At 35.8% G+C, this 16,277-nt stretch carries 15 protein-coding genes; all 15 read left to right on the top strand.

The window, feature by feature from the left end:
• Positions 1-5 precede the first annotated feature (5 nt).
• Positions 6-953 (top strand): 16S rRNA (cytosine(1402)-N(4))-methyltransferase RsmH, encoded by a 948-nt coding sequence (gene rsmH, locus LGAS_RS05945; RefSeq protein ID WP_003647098.1) that lies wholly within the window; start codon positions 6-8, stop codon positions 951-953.
• A gap of 30 nt (positions 954-983) precedes the next feature.
• Positions 984-1,346, top strand: a complete 363-nt coding sequence (gene ftsL / locus LGAS_RS05940) for a cell division protein FtsL (protein ID WP_003647099.1) — start codon at positions 984-986, stop codon at positions 1,344-1,346.
• On the top strand, positions 1,346-3,496 hold the full coding sequence (locus LGAS_RS05935) for a penicillin-binding protein (RefSeq protein WP_003647100.1): 2,151 nt from the start codon (positions 1,346-1,348) through the stop codon (positions 3,494-3,496). The genes ftsL and LGAS_RS05935 overlap by 1 nt, the downstream gene beginning before the upstream one ends.
• Before the next feature lie 26 nt (positions 3,497-3,522).
• Positions 3,523-4,482 (top strand): phospho-N-acetylmuramoyl-pentapeptide-transferase, encoded by a 960-nt coding sequence (gene mraY / locus LGAS_RS05930; protein WP_003657218.1) that lies wholly within the window; start codon positions 3,523-3,525, stop codon positions 4,480-4,482.
• A gap of 7 nt (positions 4,483-4,489) precedes the next feature.
• Positions 4,490-5,872 carry a UDP-N-acetylmuramoyl-L-alanine--D-glutamate ligase gene (gene murD, locus LGAS_RS05925; protein WP_003647101.1) on the top strand — a complete coding sequence of 461 codons (1,383 nt, stop codon included), beginning with the start codon at positions 4,490-4,492 and terminating at the stop codon, positions 5,870-5,872.
• Between the two features lies 1 nt (position 5,873).
• A complete protein-coding gene (murG, locus tag LGAS_RS05920) occupies positions 5,874-6,986 on the top strand; it encodes an undecaprenyldiphospho-muramoylpentapeptide beta-N-acetylglucosaminyltransferase (RefSeq protein ID WP_003647102.1) in 1,113 nt (370 codons plus the stop codon).
• Positions 6,987-7,004: 18 nt separating this feature from the next.
• The gene (locus LGAS_RS05915) at positions 7,005-7,859 is read left to right on the top strand and encodes a cell division protein FtsQ/DivIB (RefSeq protein ID WP_003647103.1); all 855 of its coding nucleotides are present in this window, start codon (positions 7,005-7,007) and stop codon (positions 7,857-7,859) included.
• Positions 7,860-7,923: 64 nt separating this feature from the next.
• A complete protein-coding gene (ftsA, locus tag LGAS_RS05910; protein WP_003647104.1) occupies positions 7,924-9,294 on the top strand; it encodes a cell division protein FtsA in 1,371 nt (456 codons plus the stop codon).
• A gap of 19 nt (positions 9,295-9,313) precedes the next feature.
• On the top strand, positions 9,314-10,684 hold the full coding sequence (gene ftsZ, locus LGAS_RS05905; RefSeq protein WP_011678911.1) for a cell division protein FtsZ: 1,371 nt from the start codon (positions 9,314-9,316) through the stop codon (positions 10,682-10,684).
• 17 nt (positions 10,685-10,701) lie between these two features.
• Entirely contained in the window at positions 10,702-11,136 is a 435-nt protein-coding gene (locus LGAS_RS05900; protein WP_003647106.1) for a cell division protein SepF, read from the top strand.
• Positions 11,136-11,432 carry a YggT family protein gene (locus LGAS_RS05895; protein ID WP_003647107.1) on the top strand — a complete coding sequence of 99 codons (297 nt, stop codon included), beginning with the start codon at positions 11,136-11,138 and terminating at the stop codon, positions 11,430-11,432. Before LGAS_RS05900 ends, LGAS_RS05895 begins: the two co-directional genes overlap by 1 nt.
• A 1-nt stretch (position 11,433) precedes the next feature.
• Complete coding sequence (locus tag LGAS_RS05890) at positions 11,434-12,231, top strand: YlmH family RNA-binding protein (protein ID WP_003654359.1); 798 nt, start codon at positions 11,434-11,436, stop codon at positions 12,229-12,231.
• Positions 12,232-12,235: 4 nt separating this feature from the next.
• The gene (locus tag LGAS_RS05885; RefSeq protein ID WP_003647108.1) at positions 12,236-13,027 is read left to right on the top strand and encodes a DivIVA domain-containing protein; all 792 of its coding nucleotides are present in this window, start codon (positions 12,236-12,238) and stop codon (positions 13,025-13,027) included.
• 233 nt (positions 13,028-13,260) lie between these two features.
• Complete coding sequence (gene ileS, locus LGAS_RS05880) at positions 13,261-16,062, top strand: isoleucine--tRNA ligase (protein ID WP_003654366.1); 2,802 nt, start codon at positions 13,261-13,263, stop codon at positions 16,060-16,062.
• Positions 16,062-16,271, top strand: coding sequence for a cold-shock protein (locus LGAS_RS05875; RefSeq protein WP_003647110.1), 210 nt, complete (start codon positions 16,062-16,064; stop codon positions 16,269-16,271). The genes ileS and LGAS_RS05875 overlap by 1 nt, the downstream gene beginning before the upstream one ends.
• Positions 16,272-16,277: the final 6 nt, after the last annotated feature.

The raw sequence follows: 16,277 nt of genomic DNA, 5'->3' as shown, positions 1-16,277 counted from the left end.
AAATTATGAAATTCAAGCATAAAAGTGTGCTTTTGCACGAAACAATAGACAATTTAAATCCAAAAGATGATGGTCTTTATGTTGACGCAACTTTTGGTGGTGGCGGTCATGCCCGATATCTACTCAGTAAGTTGAATAGAGGAACAGTTATTGGATTTGATCAAGATGAATATGCAATTTCGATGGCAAAAGAAAGTTTTGCTGAGGAATTGAAGCCAGGAGCTGAACCAAAGCTAATACTGGTTCATGATAACTTCTGTCATTTGAAAGAAAATCTGGTAGAGCTGGGAATTTCAGATGGGATAGATGGTATTTATTACGATCTTGGAGTTTCGTCTCCGCAGTTTGATCAACCTGAACGTGGTTTCTCTTATCGATTTGACGCTCGATTAGATATGAGGATGGATCAAAGCCAAGAGTTAGATGCCTATACAATTGTAAATACTTGGTCACAAAAAGAACTAAGTGACATTTTGTATAAGTACGGAGATGAAAAGTTTTCTCGTCAGATTGCTAGAAAGATAGTAGATCGAAGAAGAGAAAAACCGATTGTAACTACATTTGATTTGGTAGATGTAATTAAGGATGCAATTCCAGCATATGCAAGACGAAGTGGAGGGCATCCTGCTAAGAAGAGCTTTCAAGCAATTCGAGTTGCAGTTAACAATGAATTAGGTGTATTACAAGAATCTCTTGAGGAAGCAATTAAGCTATTGAAACCGGGTGGTCGAATTAGCGTAATTACTTTTCAGTCTCATGAAGATAAGATCGTCAAGAAGATCTTTAAAAAGTATTCTGAAGTCGAGATACCACGCGGAATGCCGATGATCCCGGCTGACAGTAAACCAACATTGCGATTAATTAGTCGCAAACCTATCATGGCAAGTAGTGATGAATTAGAAGAAAATAACCGCTCACACAGTGCCAAGTTAAGGGTTGCAGAGAAATTATAGTTTTTTTAGTTAATATTTAAGGAGAAGAAGATGGCTGATAGCTCAGCAAGAAATTTAAATTATCAACAAAGTCAACAGCAGACTGAGCAGCCAAAGAAAGCAATTGTTCTTAATCCCAAAAGCGTTCCTTGGACAGCATTTGAAAAAAGTTTAGTCGTTTTAGGTTCACTTATTACATTAGGATTAATGATTTTATTGGTTTCAGCCAGCATTTCTGCTACTAGTGCTCAGCACCAGCTAGCAAATGTTGAGCAGACGATAATTTCTCAAAAAAGTCATAACACTGATCTTCGTCAGGAGATTGGTGAATTAACGTCAACTACTAGAATTAATAAAATTGCCCGTGATCAAGGCTTGCACTTGGTCGAGAGTAACATTAGGAATGTCCGTTAATGAAAAAGTTTAATAACTTAAATAGAAATAGATCCAAAGCCCACGGCTACCGCTTTACGGTGGGGAGAATCCTCCAGCTAGTCTTGGCTTTGGTTTTTCTTGTATTTATAGGTAGATTTTTATATATAGGTATTTCGAATCAGGTTGCTGGTGAGAATTTAAATAAACGAGTAAATCAAATTTACCGTCGAAATGAAGTTCTAAAAGCAACGAGAGGAACAATTTATGATAAAAATGGTTTAACTCTTGCCGAAGATGCTCATGTTTTTACCATATATGCAATTTTAGACAAGAGTTCGATTGATTATCATAATAAGCCGATGTATGTGACTAATAAGCATAAGACAGCACAAAAATTGGCTGAGGTGCTTCCGTTAAGTGAAGAAAAGATATATTCATATTTGACTCCTAAGCATAAGGCTTTTCAGGTAGAATTTGGTTCCGCAGGTACTGGCTTAACTTTGTCTCAAAAGAAAAAGATTGAGGCAATGAAGCTACCAGGAATTAAATTTATCGAAACACCATCTAGGCTTTATCCAAATGGCAATTTTGCTTCTCATATTATTGGTTTAGCTCAACCTCAAAAAAGTCAAGGAACAAGTAATTTAGTTGGTACTATGGGAATTGAAGCCTATTTTGATAAACAGCTAGCTGGTAAAGATGGTTATCGCGAAGCATTTGTCGACGCGGAAAATTATCAATTGCCTAATGGTCAAAAGGCAACTCGCGCAACCCAAGATGGCGATAATATTTACTTAACACTGGATTCAAGACTCCAAAGTTATTTGGAAGTTCTAATGTCTCAAGTACAAGATAAATATAAGCCGAAGGCCTTAACAGCAGTTGTAGAAGATATCCAAACTGGTAAAATTTTAGCTGCTTCTCAGCGTCCTACTTTTAACCCTCAGACCAAACAAGGCTTAGATACTTCTTGGCGTAATATACTAGTTCAAGATTCCTATGAACCAGGTTCAGTTTTTAAGGTTTTAACTTATTCGAGTGCAATTGAGAGTGGAAATTACAACCCTAATGAGCAATATAAGTCTGGCGCAGTTACTGTTCAAGGATCAACAATTCATGACTGGAATAATAGTGGTTGGGGCAGTATTCCATTTAGCCAAGCCTTTCCAAGATCAAGTAATGTTGGTTTTGTAAAGCTTGAGCAAAAAATGGGAGCTAAGACATGGAAAGAGTATCTAAATAAATACAGAATTGGTAAAAAAACGGGGGTAACCCTTCCTGGTGAAACAGCTGGAATTTTAAACTTTTCTACCCCCTTAAACCAAGCAGTTACAGCGTTTGGTCAGGGTGTTAACGTTAATGCGATGCAAATGATGCAAGCATATAGTGCTCTAGCAAATAATGGACAAATGGTGAAGCCACAATTTGTTGAGAAAATAGTTTCTCCTTCAGGAAAAGTAGTAGAAAAATTCCATCGCACAAAAGTTGGAACTCCAATTTATTCTGCTAAAACAGCCAAAACTGTATTAAAGGGGATGCAGGATGTCGTGAATGCTTCTTATGGTACAGGGGCTGCTTATAAGATGCCAGGAAAGAGTATCGCCGTGAAAACCGGTACGGCTCAAATTGCTGGACCACATGGAGGATATTTAACAGGTGATAATAATTATATTTTCTCTGTAGTTGGAGTAACGCCTGCTAATAATCCACGCTATTGTGTTTATCTAACAATGAAGCAACCTCAAAAAATGTCTAAGCCAGCAGAAACAATTCTTTCTTCTATCTTCAAGCCGATTATGAATCGATTGATTTCTCTTTCTGATTCGACGGCAAAGATTAATGAAAAAGTAACCGTTCCAGCTTTAACTGGTAAAAGTGTTGAAAAGGCAAAAGAGGAGGCTAACAACGCTGGTGTTTCAATTGAAATTATTGGAACTGGTAAAACAGTTAGTCGTCAATCAGTTAGTGCAGGGGTAAAACAAGGTACTGATGATAAGATTTTCTTATTTACCGGTGGCCAGGTTACTTGCCCGAACATGGTCGGCTGGACAGAATCTGAGGTTAATAGCTTTATGACAACAACTGATATTCCTATTACAATTAATGGAAAAGGAAAAGTTACAAAACAATCTATTCCATCTGGAAAAGTGATTGATAAAAATAGTAAGTTATCAGTAAACTTGAAATAATGAAAAAGTTAAAGGAGTAATACAAAATGCAGTTTTCTTTGATACCGTTCATTAGCAGTTTTGCTCTTACGGTCATCTTCTTACCGTTGTTTATCGGCTTTATGCGAATGAAGCATGAAGGGCAAGTGATTAGAGATGAAGGGCCAAAATGGCATGAGAAAAAATCCGGTACTCCAACTATGGGTGGAGTTGTCTTCATGCTTGCCAGTGTTATTTCTACCTTATGGGTATTAATTTGGCAGAAAAATTTAAATAAGACTACTTGGATTTTAATCATTGCTTTTTTAGGCTATGGAATTATTGGTTTCTTAGATGATGGAATTAAGTTATATTTCAAACGTAATTTAGGATTAAAAGCTTGGCAGAAATTGTTAGGTCAAATTATCATTGCTGCTTTAATTATTGCACTAGCATTTAGTGATCATTTTGCCTTTGAATTATATATTCCATTTGCAGGAATGGTAAGAAATTCTTTCTTATTTAGTTTATTCGTACTTTTTTGGTTAGTTGGATTTTCAAATGCAGTTAACCTATCTGACGGCTTAGATGGTTTAGCAACTGGTTTATCTATCATTGCTTATGCGACTTATGCCTGGATTGCTTACCAAGAAAAAAATTGGGTAATTGTTGCATTTACGCTCAGTGTAATTGGTGGTTTGGTTGGCTTCTTTATTTTTAACCATAAACCAGCTAAAATTTTCATGGGGGATGCAGGTTCCTTAGCTCTTGGTGGAGGATTAGCAACTGTATCAATTTTCCTTCATCGACCATGGTCATTACTTTTAATCGGAATTGTATTTGTATTAGAAACTTTAAGTGTTATTTTGCAAGTCATTTCCTTCCAGACTACTGGAAAAAGAATTTTCAAGATGACACCAATCCACCATCATTTTGAAATGCTTGGTTGGTCTGAATGGAAAGTTGATATTGTATTTTGGATTGTTGGTTTAATTGGAAGCATTATTTATTTAATTATCTGGGGTTAATTTTAAAATGAAAAAAATAAAAACATATGAAAATAAAAATATTTTAATTTTGGGTTTAGGAAAGAGTGGCTTTTCAGTAGCTAAACTTCTTTTAAAGTTAGGCGCTAAACTTACATTAAATGATAAAAAAGACTTATCTAATGATGACCGCGCAGCTGAATTAGATAAATTAGGTGTTCGAATTATTTCAGGATATCATCCAGTAGAGATTTTTGATAAGGAAAAATTTGACTATCTTGTTAAAAACCCCGGTATTCCTTATGAAAATCCAATGGTTGAAAAGGCGCTAAAGCTAAACATTCCAGTTATTACTGAACCAGAGATTGCACTTAATGTAAGTGAAGCTCCATATGTTTGTGTTACTGGTTCAAATGGTAAGACAACTACTGTCATGCTAACGCAAAGAATTATGGATCATCATTTATCTAAAAATGGTGGTCATGCTTATGCAGTTGGTAATATTGGTGTGCCAATTTCAGAAGTCGTTGAAAAAGCTACAGATAAAGATTTACTTGTAGTAGAAATGTCTAGCTTCCAATTGCTTGGCGTAACAGATATTAAGCCTAAGGTAGCGGCAATTGTAGATATCTATAATAATGTTCACTTAGATTACCATAAGACCTTTGATAATTACGTTGAAGCTAAACTAAGAATTACTCAATCACAAGATCAAAATGATTATTTTATTGCTAACTTTGATCAAAAGAATATTTTAGACAGAGAATTAAAGAAAACTAAAGCTAAGGTTCAAACATTTTCTGAAACAGATAAGACAGCAGATTATTTTATTGGTGATGAATATCTTGAAAGTAAAGATGATCATCAAATTATGAAGATCAGCGATATTAAGATCCCAGGTATTCATAACCAACAAAATTGCTTAGTAGCAATTGCTATTTCTAAATTAATGGGCGCAGACGATAGCGATATTCAATACGCATTAAGTACTTTTACTGGTGCTACACACCGTCTGCAATATGTGATGACTTACAATGATCGCAAGATTTATAATGATTCAAAATCAACCAATATTGAAGCAGCTACAGTAGCTATTCCTTCTTTTAAAGAGCCAGAAGTTTTAATTGCTGGTGGACTAGATCGCGGTTTTATGTTTGATTCTCTTGTTCCGCTATTTAAAAAGTATGTAAAATCAATTGTACTTTATGGTGAAACTAAATATCTTTTAGCTGATGCCGCTCGTAAAGCTGGTATTAAAGATATTGTTATTGTTAATACTTTACAAGAAGCTGTTCCACGTGCATATGAACTGAGTGAAGCAGGAGATGTTATTTTGTTCTCACCAGCATGTGCTTCTTGGGATCAATTTAATACTTTTGAAGAACGTGGAGACTTTTTTGTAAAATTTATTAAGGAATTAAAGACTAAGTAAAATGAGAGTAATTTTTTCTGGTGGCGGAACTGGTGGCCACATTTATCCAATTATGGCGTTAATCGAGCGTTTGAAAGAACGTAAATTAGTTACAAATGATGAGATCTTATTTGTTGGAACTGATCGCGGATTAGAGTCTAAGATCGTTCCTGCAGCTGGCGTTCCTTTCAGGACATTAAAAATCAAAGGATTTGATCGTAAACATCCTCTAAAGAACTTTGAGACGATTGAGCTTTTCATTAAAGCTACTAAAGAAGCTAAGCAAATTATTAAAGACTTCAAACCTGACGTAGTAGTCGGAACTGGTGGGTACGTTTCAGGTGCAATTGTTTATGAAGCAGCTAAAATGCATATACCAACAATTATTCATGAATCCAATTCAGTTGTGGGCTTAGCTAATAAATTTTTAGCACATTATGTCGATAAAATTTGTTACACATTTGATGATGCGGCAAAGCAGTTTTCAGAAAAGAAAAAGCTTGTTAAAACTGGAAATCCACGTTCTCAACAAGTTCTTGGATTAAACAAGGACAATGTTGATCTTGCTAAAAAGTGGGGCTTAAATCCAAATATGCCAACAGTCCTAATTTTTGGTGGTTCTCGAGGTGCTTTGGCAATTAATCAAATCGTGGAAAAATCTCTTCCAGAGCTTGAAACAAAACCATATCAAGTCATTTGGGCTACTGGTCAACTATATTATGGAGACGTCAAAAAGAAATTAGCTGGCAAAGAAATTAGCTCAAATGTGAAGATTGTACCATATATTGATAATATGCCAGGTTTATTACCACAAATGACTTGTGTTGTAGCAAGATCAGGTGCAACTAGCTTGGCAGAATTTACTGCACTTGGTGTTCCAGTAATTTTGATTCCTAGTCCTAATGTAACTCATAATCATCAAATGAAGAATGCGATGGACATGGAAAAAGCGGGAGCTGCTTTAGTTATTGCAGAAGATGATTTAAATCCAAATAATTTTGTATCGTCAATTGATCATATTTTGCTGGATACAAATTATGCTAAGCAGATGAGTGAAGCATCTAGGAGATTAGGTGTACCAGATGCATCTGATCAGGTAATTTCAGTAATGGAAGGTTTAATCAAAAACAAATAATGAAAGGAAGTGAGGTATGTGGCCAAAAAGAAAGATAAAATAACCAAAAAAGATCCTAAAAAAGAATTGTCAGGATGGATTGATTATAAAAATAGAGTTAATAATAATGAAAAAAAACGGGTCTCTGCCTCACTAACTAAATTGCAGGCTGAACGGCGACATGCTTTGTTAACACGCTTGGGATTTATAATTCTTTTTTCATTATGTTGTATCTTAGCCTTGGGTTATTATGTATCTCCCAAAGCTAATGTAGCAAGTGTTCAGGTTAAAGGTGCACCCGAGTTAAATAGTAAGCAGGTAGTAAAAACTGTAAATATTTCTCCTGAAAATAAAATTGTATTTTGTTTACTAAAAGGGAAAGAATATAACAAGCAATTGTCAGATGCTTTTCCTGAAATTGAAAAAGTACAGGTGGGTGTAAAGAATACTAATCATTTAATCCTAACTATTAAAGAACGACCAGTTATTGGTTATATCCATGAAGGTACAGGTTATCGAAAAATTTTAGCTACAGGAAAAGTGGGTAGCCAAGTAATTGATAAAAATAAGATTGATAAAAATAAGCCTTTGTTCATTGGATATAATCAGAAAGTTTCACTGAGCGAAGATATTAAGGTTTATGCCAGTCTCCCACAACATATTCGCGATCAAGTAAAGATGCTGAGTGGTGAAACGCGCAGACCGACACAGATCGTTTTAGTAATGAAAGATAATAATATAGTTATTGGAAATCTTTCAACAATTAAAAGCAAGATACAGTACTATGACAAAATCAAGAGTCAGCTTAAAGAACCATCAGTAATTGACTTTGAAATCGGTGCTTATAGTAGGCCGTTAACACAAGCGGAAAAAGTCAAATTAGGGCTAACTTGAGATTAGTGAGAATGTAAGTCATATGTTAAAATTTATTGTATAGTTATGTTTTGGGGGCATTACCTTGGATAAAACTGATTTACTTGTAGGCTTGGATATAGGAACAACAAGCGTAAAAGCAGTTGTCGCAGACACTGCATCAAATGAAATGCAAATTATTGGTGCCGCAAATGGACCTACTAAAGGAATGCGGCATGGAAAAATAGTTGATATTGATCAAACTGCTGAAAGTATCAGTGCTGTTTTAAAGAAAGTAGCGCAAAAGACAAATTCTAAAATTTATCGTGTAGTAACTGGAATACCGGTAGGTCTACTACAATTAGAGAATGCAGTCGGATTAATTAATATAGAAGAAAACGGCAGAGAAGTTACAGATAATGATGTAAAACGCGTTTTAGTAACTGCGATCGATACTGCTTTAAAAGATGGTAGAGAAGCAATTGCCTTTTTACCTAATAAATTTTTAATTGATGGAAAGACTGATGTGGACGATCCAAGAAAAATGATCGCGCATTCTCTCGAAGTTCATGGCATATTATTAACTGCACCTAGTGCAGACCTGCACAATATTCGCAAAGCCATTGAAAGAGCTGGGTATCAAAACAATTTCTTTGTCCCTACACCATTAGCAATTGCAAGTGTGGCTCTTGATGAAGGCGAGAGAACATTTGGAACAATTATTCTTGATTTAGGCGGAGGTTCAACGACAGCCACTGTAATTCACGAAAACAAGATTAAATATGCGACAATTGATTTAGAAGGTGGAATTGATATCACTAATGATATTTCGGTTGTTTTGAATACATCCAAAAAAGAAGCTGAAAAGATCAAATTACAATTTGGCTATGCTGATCCAAGTCTAACTTCTAGCGACAATCAATTTCCTGTCAATGTGGTAGGTGAAAACTCTCCTAAAATGATTGATGAGGAGTATTTGAGTGAAATAATTAATGCCCGTCTTGATCAAACCTTTAGTCGAATTGGAAAAGGACTAAAATCTCATGACGCATTTAATTTGCCGGGTGGTGTTGTGATTACGGGCGGAAGTAGTGCGCTCCAAGGCATTGACGACATTGTAAAAGATGATTTTGGTGTTAAAGCTCGAATTTTCCAACCTGATCAAATGGGATTACGGAATCCAATGTATGCAGCAGGCTATGGAGTAGTAAATTATGCTTATAGCCTGGCAGATATTGACTATTTGGTTAACAGTGTTATTTATGGAAATCAGGTTGCTACGCCTGTTTCTAACCAATCTTCGTCTCCAGAAAATATGAAATTTTTCAAAAGACGTCTAACTCCTAGTGAAATGGAGCAGAAAGAAGATTATAATAAGACTAGTGCTACATCAACGGTCTCTGCGTCTGAAGAGAATGATGATAATAAGAATAATAAAAAAGGAATCAAAGAATTCTTTAAGAAATTTTTTGATTAATAATAAGGTGGTTTAGTAAATGGATTTTACTTTCGATTCTGATGACAACAAAAACGCAGTCATTAAAGTAATCGGTGTCGGTGGTGCCGGTGGTAATGCCGTTAACCGAATGATTGATGAGGGAGTACAAGGTGTTTCTTTTATTGCTGCAAATACTGATGTACAAGCTCTTAATAGCAATAAAGCAGAAAACAAGATTCAACTTGGACCTAAACTTACTCGTGGTTTAGGTGCGGGCTCTCATCCAGAGGTTGGTCAAAAGGCTGCCGAAGAGAGTCAACAGACAATTGAAGACTCACTTAAGGGTGCTGATATGATCTTTATTACCGCTGGTATGGGTGGTGGTACTGGTACTGGTGCTGCTCCAGTAATTGCTAAGATTGCACGTGAAACTGGTGCTTTAACTGTTGGAGTAGTTACTCGTCCATTCACTTTCGAAGGACCAAAGCGTTCAAAAAATGCGGCGGAAGGAATTGCTCAATTAAAGCAATATGTCGATACTTTAGTTATCATTGCTAATAATCGTTTATTAGAAATGGTCGATAAGAAGACGCCTATGATGGATGCCTTTAAAGAAGCTGATAATGTTCTTCGTCAAGGTGTTCAAGGTATCTCTGATTTGATTACTTCAACTGACTATGTGAACCTTGACTTTGCTGACGTTAAGACTGTTATGGAAAATCAAGGTGCAGCCTTAATGGGAATTGGGCGTGCTAGTGGTGAAAATAGAACTGTTGAAGCTACAAAGCTCGCTATTTCTTCTCCACTATTGGAAGTTTCAATTGATGGCGCTAAGCAAGTATTGCTTAACATTACTGGTGGACCAGATTTAACTTTGTTTGAAGCCCAAGATGCTTCTGATATTGTTTCAAAAGCTGCTGGTGATGGAGTAAACATTATTTTTGGTACATCAATTAATGCAAACTTGGGTGATGAAGTTGTAGTTACAGTAATTGCTACTGGAATTGACTCAAAAGCAGAAGAAGAGGCTTCAAAGCAACCGATGCGTCGCCCTTCACGTCCAACCCGTCAAGAAGTGGTAAATCCAGAACCTGTAAAAAAGGAAGAAACTGAAACAACACCTTCACCGATGGAAGCTTCAGAAGTTAAAGTTGAAAACACAGTTTCAAAAGAAACTTCCACTCCTGTTACTCATGAAGTAAATGCAGAAAAGAAAGAATCTCAAGATACTTTACTTGACCCCACAAGCGTTTGGAAGCAAGATAGAAAAGAGAATAAGCGTCCACAACCTGTAGAAAATGAAGAAAAAGATGACGATGAGTTCGATTCATTTAGTTCAGACGATTCAAAGATTTCTCAAATTGAAACTAGTGCAGATGATGAATCAGACAATGATATTCCATTCTTCAAGCATCGTCGTCAGGATTAATATTTGGAGGAAAAATTATGGCTTTTGATAAATTAGGCAGATTTTTTGGCATTGCTGAAGATGATGAAATGAATGAAGCACCATATACTGAAGCAGAACAACAAGAGGAAGAAGTTCCTCAAGCTCAAAAAAATGAGAGAAGAGCTAACGTTGTTTCTATCAATTCAGGCGTAGGTGCTACTAGCAAGATTGTATTGTACGAACCACGTGTATATTCCGATGCAAAAGAAGTAGCTCAAAATCTTCTAAATAACAAGGCTGTTATTATTAATTTTGCTCGTATGGATGATGAACAAGCACGTAGAATAGTTGATTTTATTACTGGTACTGTTTATGCTCTAAACGGTGAAATTCAGCGCGTAGGCGATAAGATCTTTTTGGCAACTCCACCTAAATTTGAAACTGATGGCAAAATTGCTGAATTAGTTGAAAAGAAAGACAAAATGGATTAATGATATTTTCAATTGTAGGCTGGATATTACGTATCATTTCCGATTTATTGAATATCTATAGCTTTCTGATTGTAATTTATACTTTACTAACTTGGATTCCAAGGTTACTTGTAACTAAAGTTGGACGAGTACTAGGAAAAATCGTTGAGCCTTATTTGGAGATATTTGAACGTTTTATCCCTCCAATAGCTGGGATTTCTTTTGCTCCAGTGGTAGCTTTATTAGTAATTTATTTTGTAAATAATTATGTTCTTTATTGGATAGCAAATATAATTAGGTACGTTCTTATTAGATAAAATGGAAAAAAGACAAGCTAGTAGTTTTTATCAACATTTTGATGAAAGTGAAAGACCGACGGTAGATTATTTCGTCGGTCTTTTTAATCAATTTTTATTTAAAAATGAGCCGATTTTAACTGATTTCTTAAATCCTAGGGAACAATATATTTTTAGAGAAATTGTTGGTGGCTATGCACAATTGTATAGTTTTGGTGGCTTTTCAAATGCTGAAAAAAAGAGGTTGCTTCTATGTGATTGGGGTCAAGCATATGAGCCGTCGATGTTTAAAGTTACGCTTTTGGAAATTGATTATCCGCAAAAATGGTCTGAACTTACACATAGTCAAATTTTGGGAGTTTTAACCCATCTAGGCATTGAATTAGATACTTTTGGGGATATTATCAATGATGAGAATGGAAAGTGGCAGTTTTTTGTTAAAACAGAATTGAAGGATTATTTCATTGAACAAGTTACTCGTGTTGGCAGAACAAAAGTAAAATTACATGACCTTCCACTTTCAAAAGTTTTAGCGCAAGAAGATGATAGTAAAGAATTGAGTGTAATTACCATTTCTTTACGTTTAGATGCAGTGGTTAGCGCTGTTACCAATTTAAGTAGAAGCCAGGTTAAGAAAATTATTGCAGATGGTGAAGTGAAATTAAATTGGCATCTTGTAGCTCAATCTAATATAATTGTTTCTGTACAGGATATGTTTAGTATTCGCCATTATGGTAGATATGAGATTATTAATCTTGCCACTACGAAGAAAGGTAAGAAACGACTTGAAATAAAGGCATGGCAGGCAAAGAAAAGGTGATAATATGACATTAACGCCAATGGATATCCATAATAAGGAGTTTGCAACTAAACTTCGTGGATATGATTCCAAGCAGGTAGATAGTTTTTTAGATCGAATTGTTGATGCATATGGAGATGCACTTGATCAAATTGTTGATTTAAAAAATGAAAATGTTGAATTAAAAAAACGTGTTGATAAATATGACAAAGTAAAAGATTCGATCAATGAATCTTTAATTTCTGCACAAGAAAATGCTGAAGAAATTAAAAAGAAGACAAATATCGAAGCTCAAGAAATTATCAAAAAAGCTAATCAAGACGCAGATGATATTCTTAAGAAGGCTCAAGATGACGGTGATAAAAAGAGAGCTGAACTTCAGAGCCAATATGATACTTTGAATCATGATTATGATTTACTGAAGGGAAAAGTTGAAGACTTCAGAGAAGCCATTCAAGGAATGTTAAAGGATCAAGTTAAAGAATTAAGTGATTCAGATTGGCAATACTATTTAGATAAATATTATGGTCGTTCACGTTTGTACCCAGCAGATGGATCGCAACCAGTTGAAGATGAGTCAATTCCTGATGGCCCAATGGATAACGAAGTAGCACCACAAGAAAATGTTGCATCAGCTAATCCAGAGGTTGACAATAATGCGGTAAATGAAGTAAACTCTGTTCAAGAAAAGGAAGATAAACCAGGTGTCTTGACTGGAGATAGTCCAGTTAAGGAAAGTATGCATGCTACAGAAGAAAATACTCAGCGGCGTAATGGTCCTGTAATTATTTTCCCTGATGATTTAAAAAATAACTAATTTAAGTCGACAGTACCAACAAGTAGACGATTTAGCGAGTTAGTGATGGTGAAAGACTAACACTTGTCGAAAGTTAATCAGCTGCCAATTGGCTTAAACGTTTGTCTGTGCGATACACAGATATAAGTGGAATGGAATAACTGTATTCTGTTGTTCTGTTCAAGTTAGGTGGTACCACGAGAAGCTTCGTCCTATTTAGGATGAAGCTTTTTTTATATAAGAAAGGATTTTTTATGAGAGTCAAAGATACATTGAATTTGGGCAAAACTAAATTTAAGATGCGCGGAAATCTTCCAGTGCGTGAAGCTCAATGGCAAAAAGAATGGGAAGAAAATAAATTATATGAACAAAGATTAAAACTCAATGAAGGTAAACCTCGCTTTGACCTTCATGATGGCCCTCCATTTGCTAATGGTAATATTCATATGGGTCACTCATTAAATAAGATCTCTAAGGATATTATCGTTCGTTTCAAGAATATGAATGGTTATTATGCTCCTTATGTTCCTGGTTGGGATACGCATGGTCTTCCAGTTGAGCAACAGTTAGCTAAAAAAGGCGTTGATCGTAAAAGCATGGATCGTGCAAAGTATAGAGAACTTTGCCGTCAATTTGCTGTAGAACAAGTTAAGAAGCAAATGGCTGACTTTAAGCGCTTGGGAGTAATGGCTGATTGGGATCATCCATACATTACTTTACAACCTAAGTTTGAAGCTGAAGAAATTAGAGTATTTGGCGAAATGTTCAAAAAAGGTTACATCTACAAGGGTAAGAAGCCTGTTTATTGGTCATGGTCAAGTGAATCAACTTTGGCAGAAGCAGAAGTTGAATACCATGACATTAAGTCACCAAGAATCTATGTTGCTTTCCCAATTGAAGATGGAAAAGGAATTTTAGATTCAGATACTTCACTTGTAATTTGGACTACTACTCCTTGGACCATTCCAAGTAACGTCGGAATTACTGTAAATCCAAAATTTGATTATGTAGTTGTTGAAGTTAATGGTAAAAAGTATGTAATCGGTGCTGATCGTCTTTCAGCAGTCGCTGAGGATTTAGGTTGGAAAGACTATAAAGTCCTCAAAACCTTAAAAGGTACTGACTTCGACCGGATGACATATAGACACCCTCTATATGGTAAGACTGGTTTAGGTCAATATGGTCTAGTTATGAACGATACTTATGTTACTGATGATGATGGTACTGGTTTAGTTCACAATGCTACTGGTTTTGGTGAGGATGACTACAATGTTGGTCGTCGTTATGGCTTGGCAGTCTTTGGTCCAATGGATGCACAAGGTAGATTTACTAAAGAAGTGCCAGATCCTGACTTAGTTGGTATGTTCTATGATGATGCTAACAAAGTGGTGACTGATAAGCTTGAAAAAGCTGGTGCTCTCTTAAAGCTTAGTTTCTTCACTCACTCATACCCACATGATTGGCGTACTAAGAAACCTGTTATCTATCGGGCAACTACGCAGTGGTTTGCTTCAGTTGATAAGTTCAGAGATCAAATTTTAGCCGAAATTGAAAAGGCTAACTTCATTCCATCCTGGGGTAAAACTCGTCTTTACAATATGATTAAAGATCGTGGTGACTGGGTAATTTCTCGTCAACGTGCCTGGGGTGTTCCACTTCCAATTTTCTACGCAGAAGACGACACACCAATTGTTACTCCAGAAACAATTGAACATGTTGCTCAAATCTTTGAAAAGGAAGGCTCTAACGCTTGGTATACTCACACTGCTAAAGAATTACTTCCTGAAGGATTTAAGTCAGAGCATTCACCAAATGGTAAATTCAGAAAAGAAACTGACATTTTAGATGTTTGGTTTGATTCTGGTTCATCCTGGGCTGGTGTAATGAAAGAACGAGATGGTTTAGGATTCCCAGCAGACTTATACCTTGAAGGTAGTGATCAATACCGTGGTTGGTTTAACTCAAGTTTGATTACTTCAGTAGCTGTAACTGGCAAAGCTCCTTATAAGCAAGTTTTATCACAAGGATTTGTGTTAGATGATAAGGGACACAAGATGTCTAAGTCATTAGGTAACGTAATTTCACCTAATGATGTAATCAAGCAAATGGGTGCAGAAATTATTCGTTTGTGGGTAGCCGGAGCAGATACTACTTCTGACGTCGCTGTTTCTCAAGATATCTTACGTCAGTCTGCTGAAAGCTACCGTAAGATTAGAAATACTATGCGTTTTATGCTTGCTAATACTACTGACTTTGATCCTAAGCAAAATTCAATTGCTTACCCAGACATGTCTGGTGTTGATCAGTATATGGAGATCAAGTTGAATCGCTTGATTGAAGAAGCTATTGAAGCATACAATAAGTTTGATTTTAATAGTGTTTATAAGAAAGTATTTAGCTTTATTTCAAATGACTTATCTGCCTTTTACTTAGATTTTGCTAAGGATGTTCTTTACATCGATCCAGAAGATAGCGAAACTCGTCGCTCAATGCAAACTGTGATCTATGACGTTTTAGTTAAGTTAACTAAGTTGATGACGCCAATCTTGCCACATACGATGGAAGAAGTTTGGGGCTATTTAAAGGAACCAGAAGACTACGTTCAACTTGCTAATATGCCAGAAGTAGAGCATTTTGCTAATGAAGATGAAGTTCTAGCAGACTGGAATGACTTTATGAAGGTTCGTTCTGACGTTTTAAAGGCTCTTGAAGAAGCACGTAGCGCTAAGGTAATTGGTAAATCATTTGAAGCACACGTTACTCTTTACCCAACTGAAGAAACTAGAAAACTTCTTGATAAATTAAATGCAAATGTAAGACAAATTTTAATCGTTTCTGATTTAACAGTTAGTGATGATCAAGCACCTGAAAATGCAGAAAAATTATCAACTGCTTCAGTTGTGGTAGAACATGCAGCTGGTGAAGTTTGTCCAAGATGTCGTCGTACTACAACTGATGTTGGTAGTGACTCACGCTTCCCAGAATTATGTGCGCGTTGTGCAGCTATTGTAGCCGAAAACTTTCCTGAAGCAGAAAAAGAAGGTTTAGAGAAATAATGCGTAAGGGTACTGTTAAACAATTTGATTCGAATTCTGCGTACGGATTTATTGAGGATGATCTAACGCACTCATCTTATTTTGTTTTTTATAAATCGATTAAAGAAGAAGGTTATAAAAAATTAAATGTAGGTCAAAGAGTACGTTACCAATTAGCACAAGGAAAAAAGGGTCTACAATGTATCAACGTTTATGTTGATCGTGACTAAAAGGAG

The sequence above is a fragment of the Lactobacillus gasseri ATCC 33323 = JCM 1131 genome, from assembly GCF_000014425.1.
Classification (GTDB): Bacteria; Bacillota; Bacilli; order Lactobacillales; family Lactobacillaceae; genus Lactobacillus; species Lactobacillus gasseri.
The sequence above is the reverse complement of the archived record's forward strand: the minus strand, read 5'-3'. Positions and strand labels throughout refer to the sequence as shown.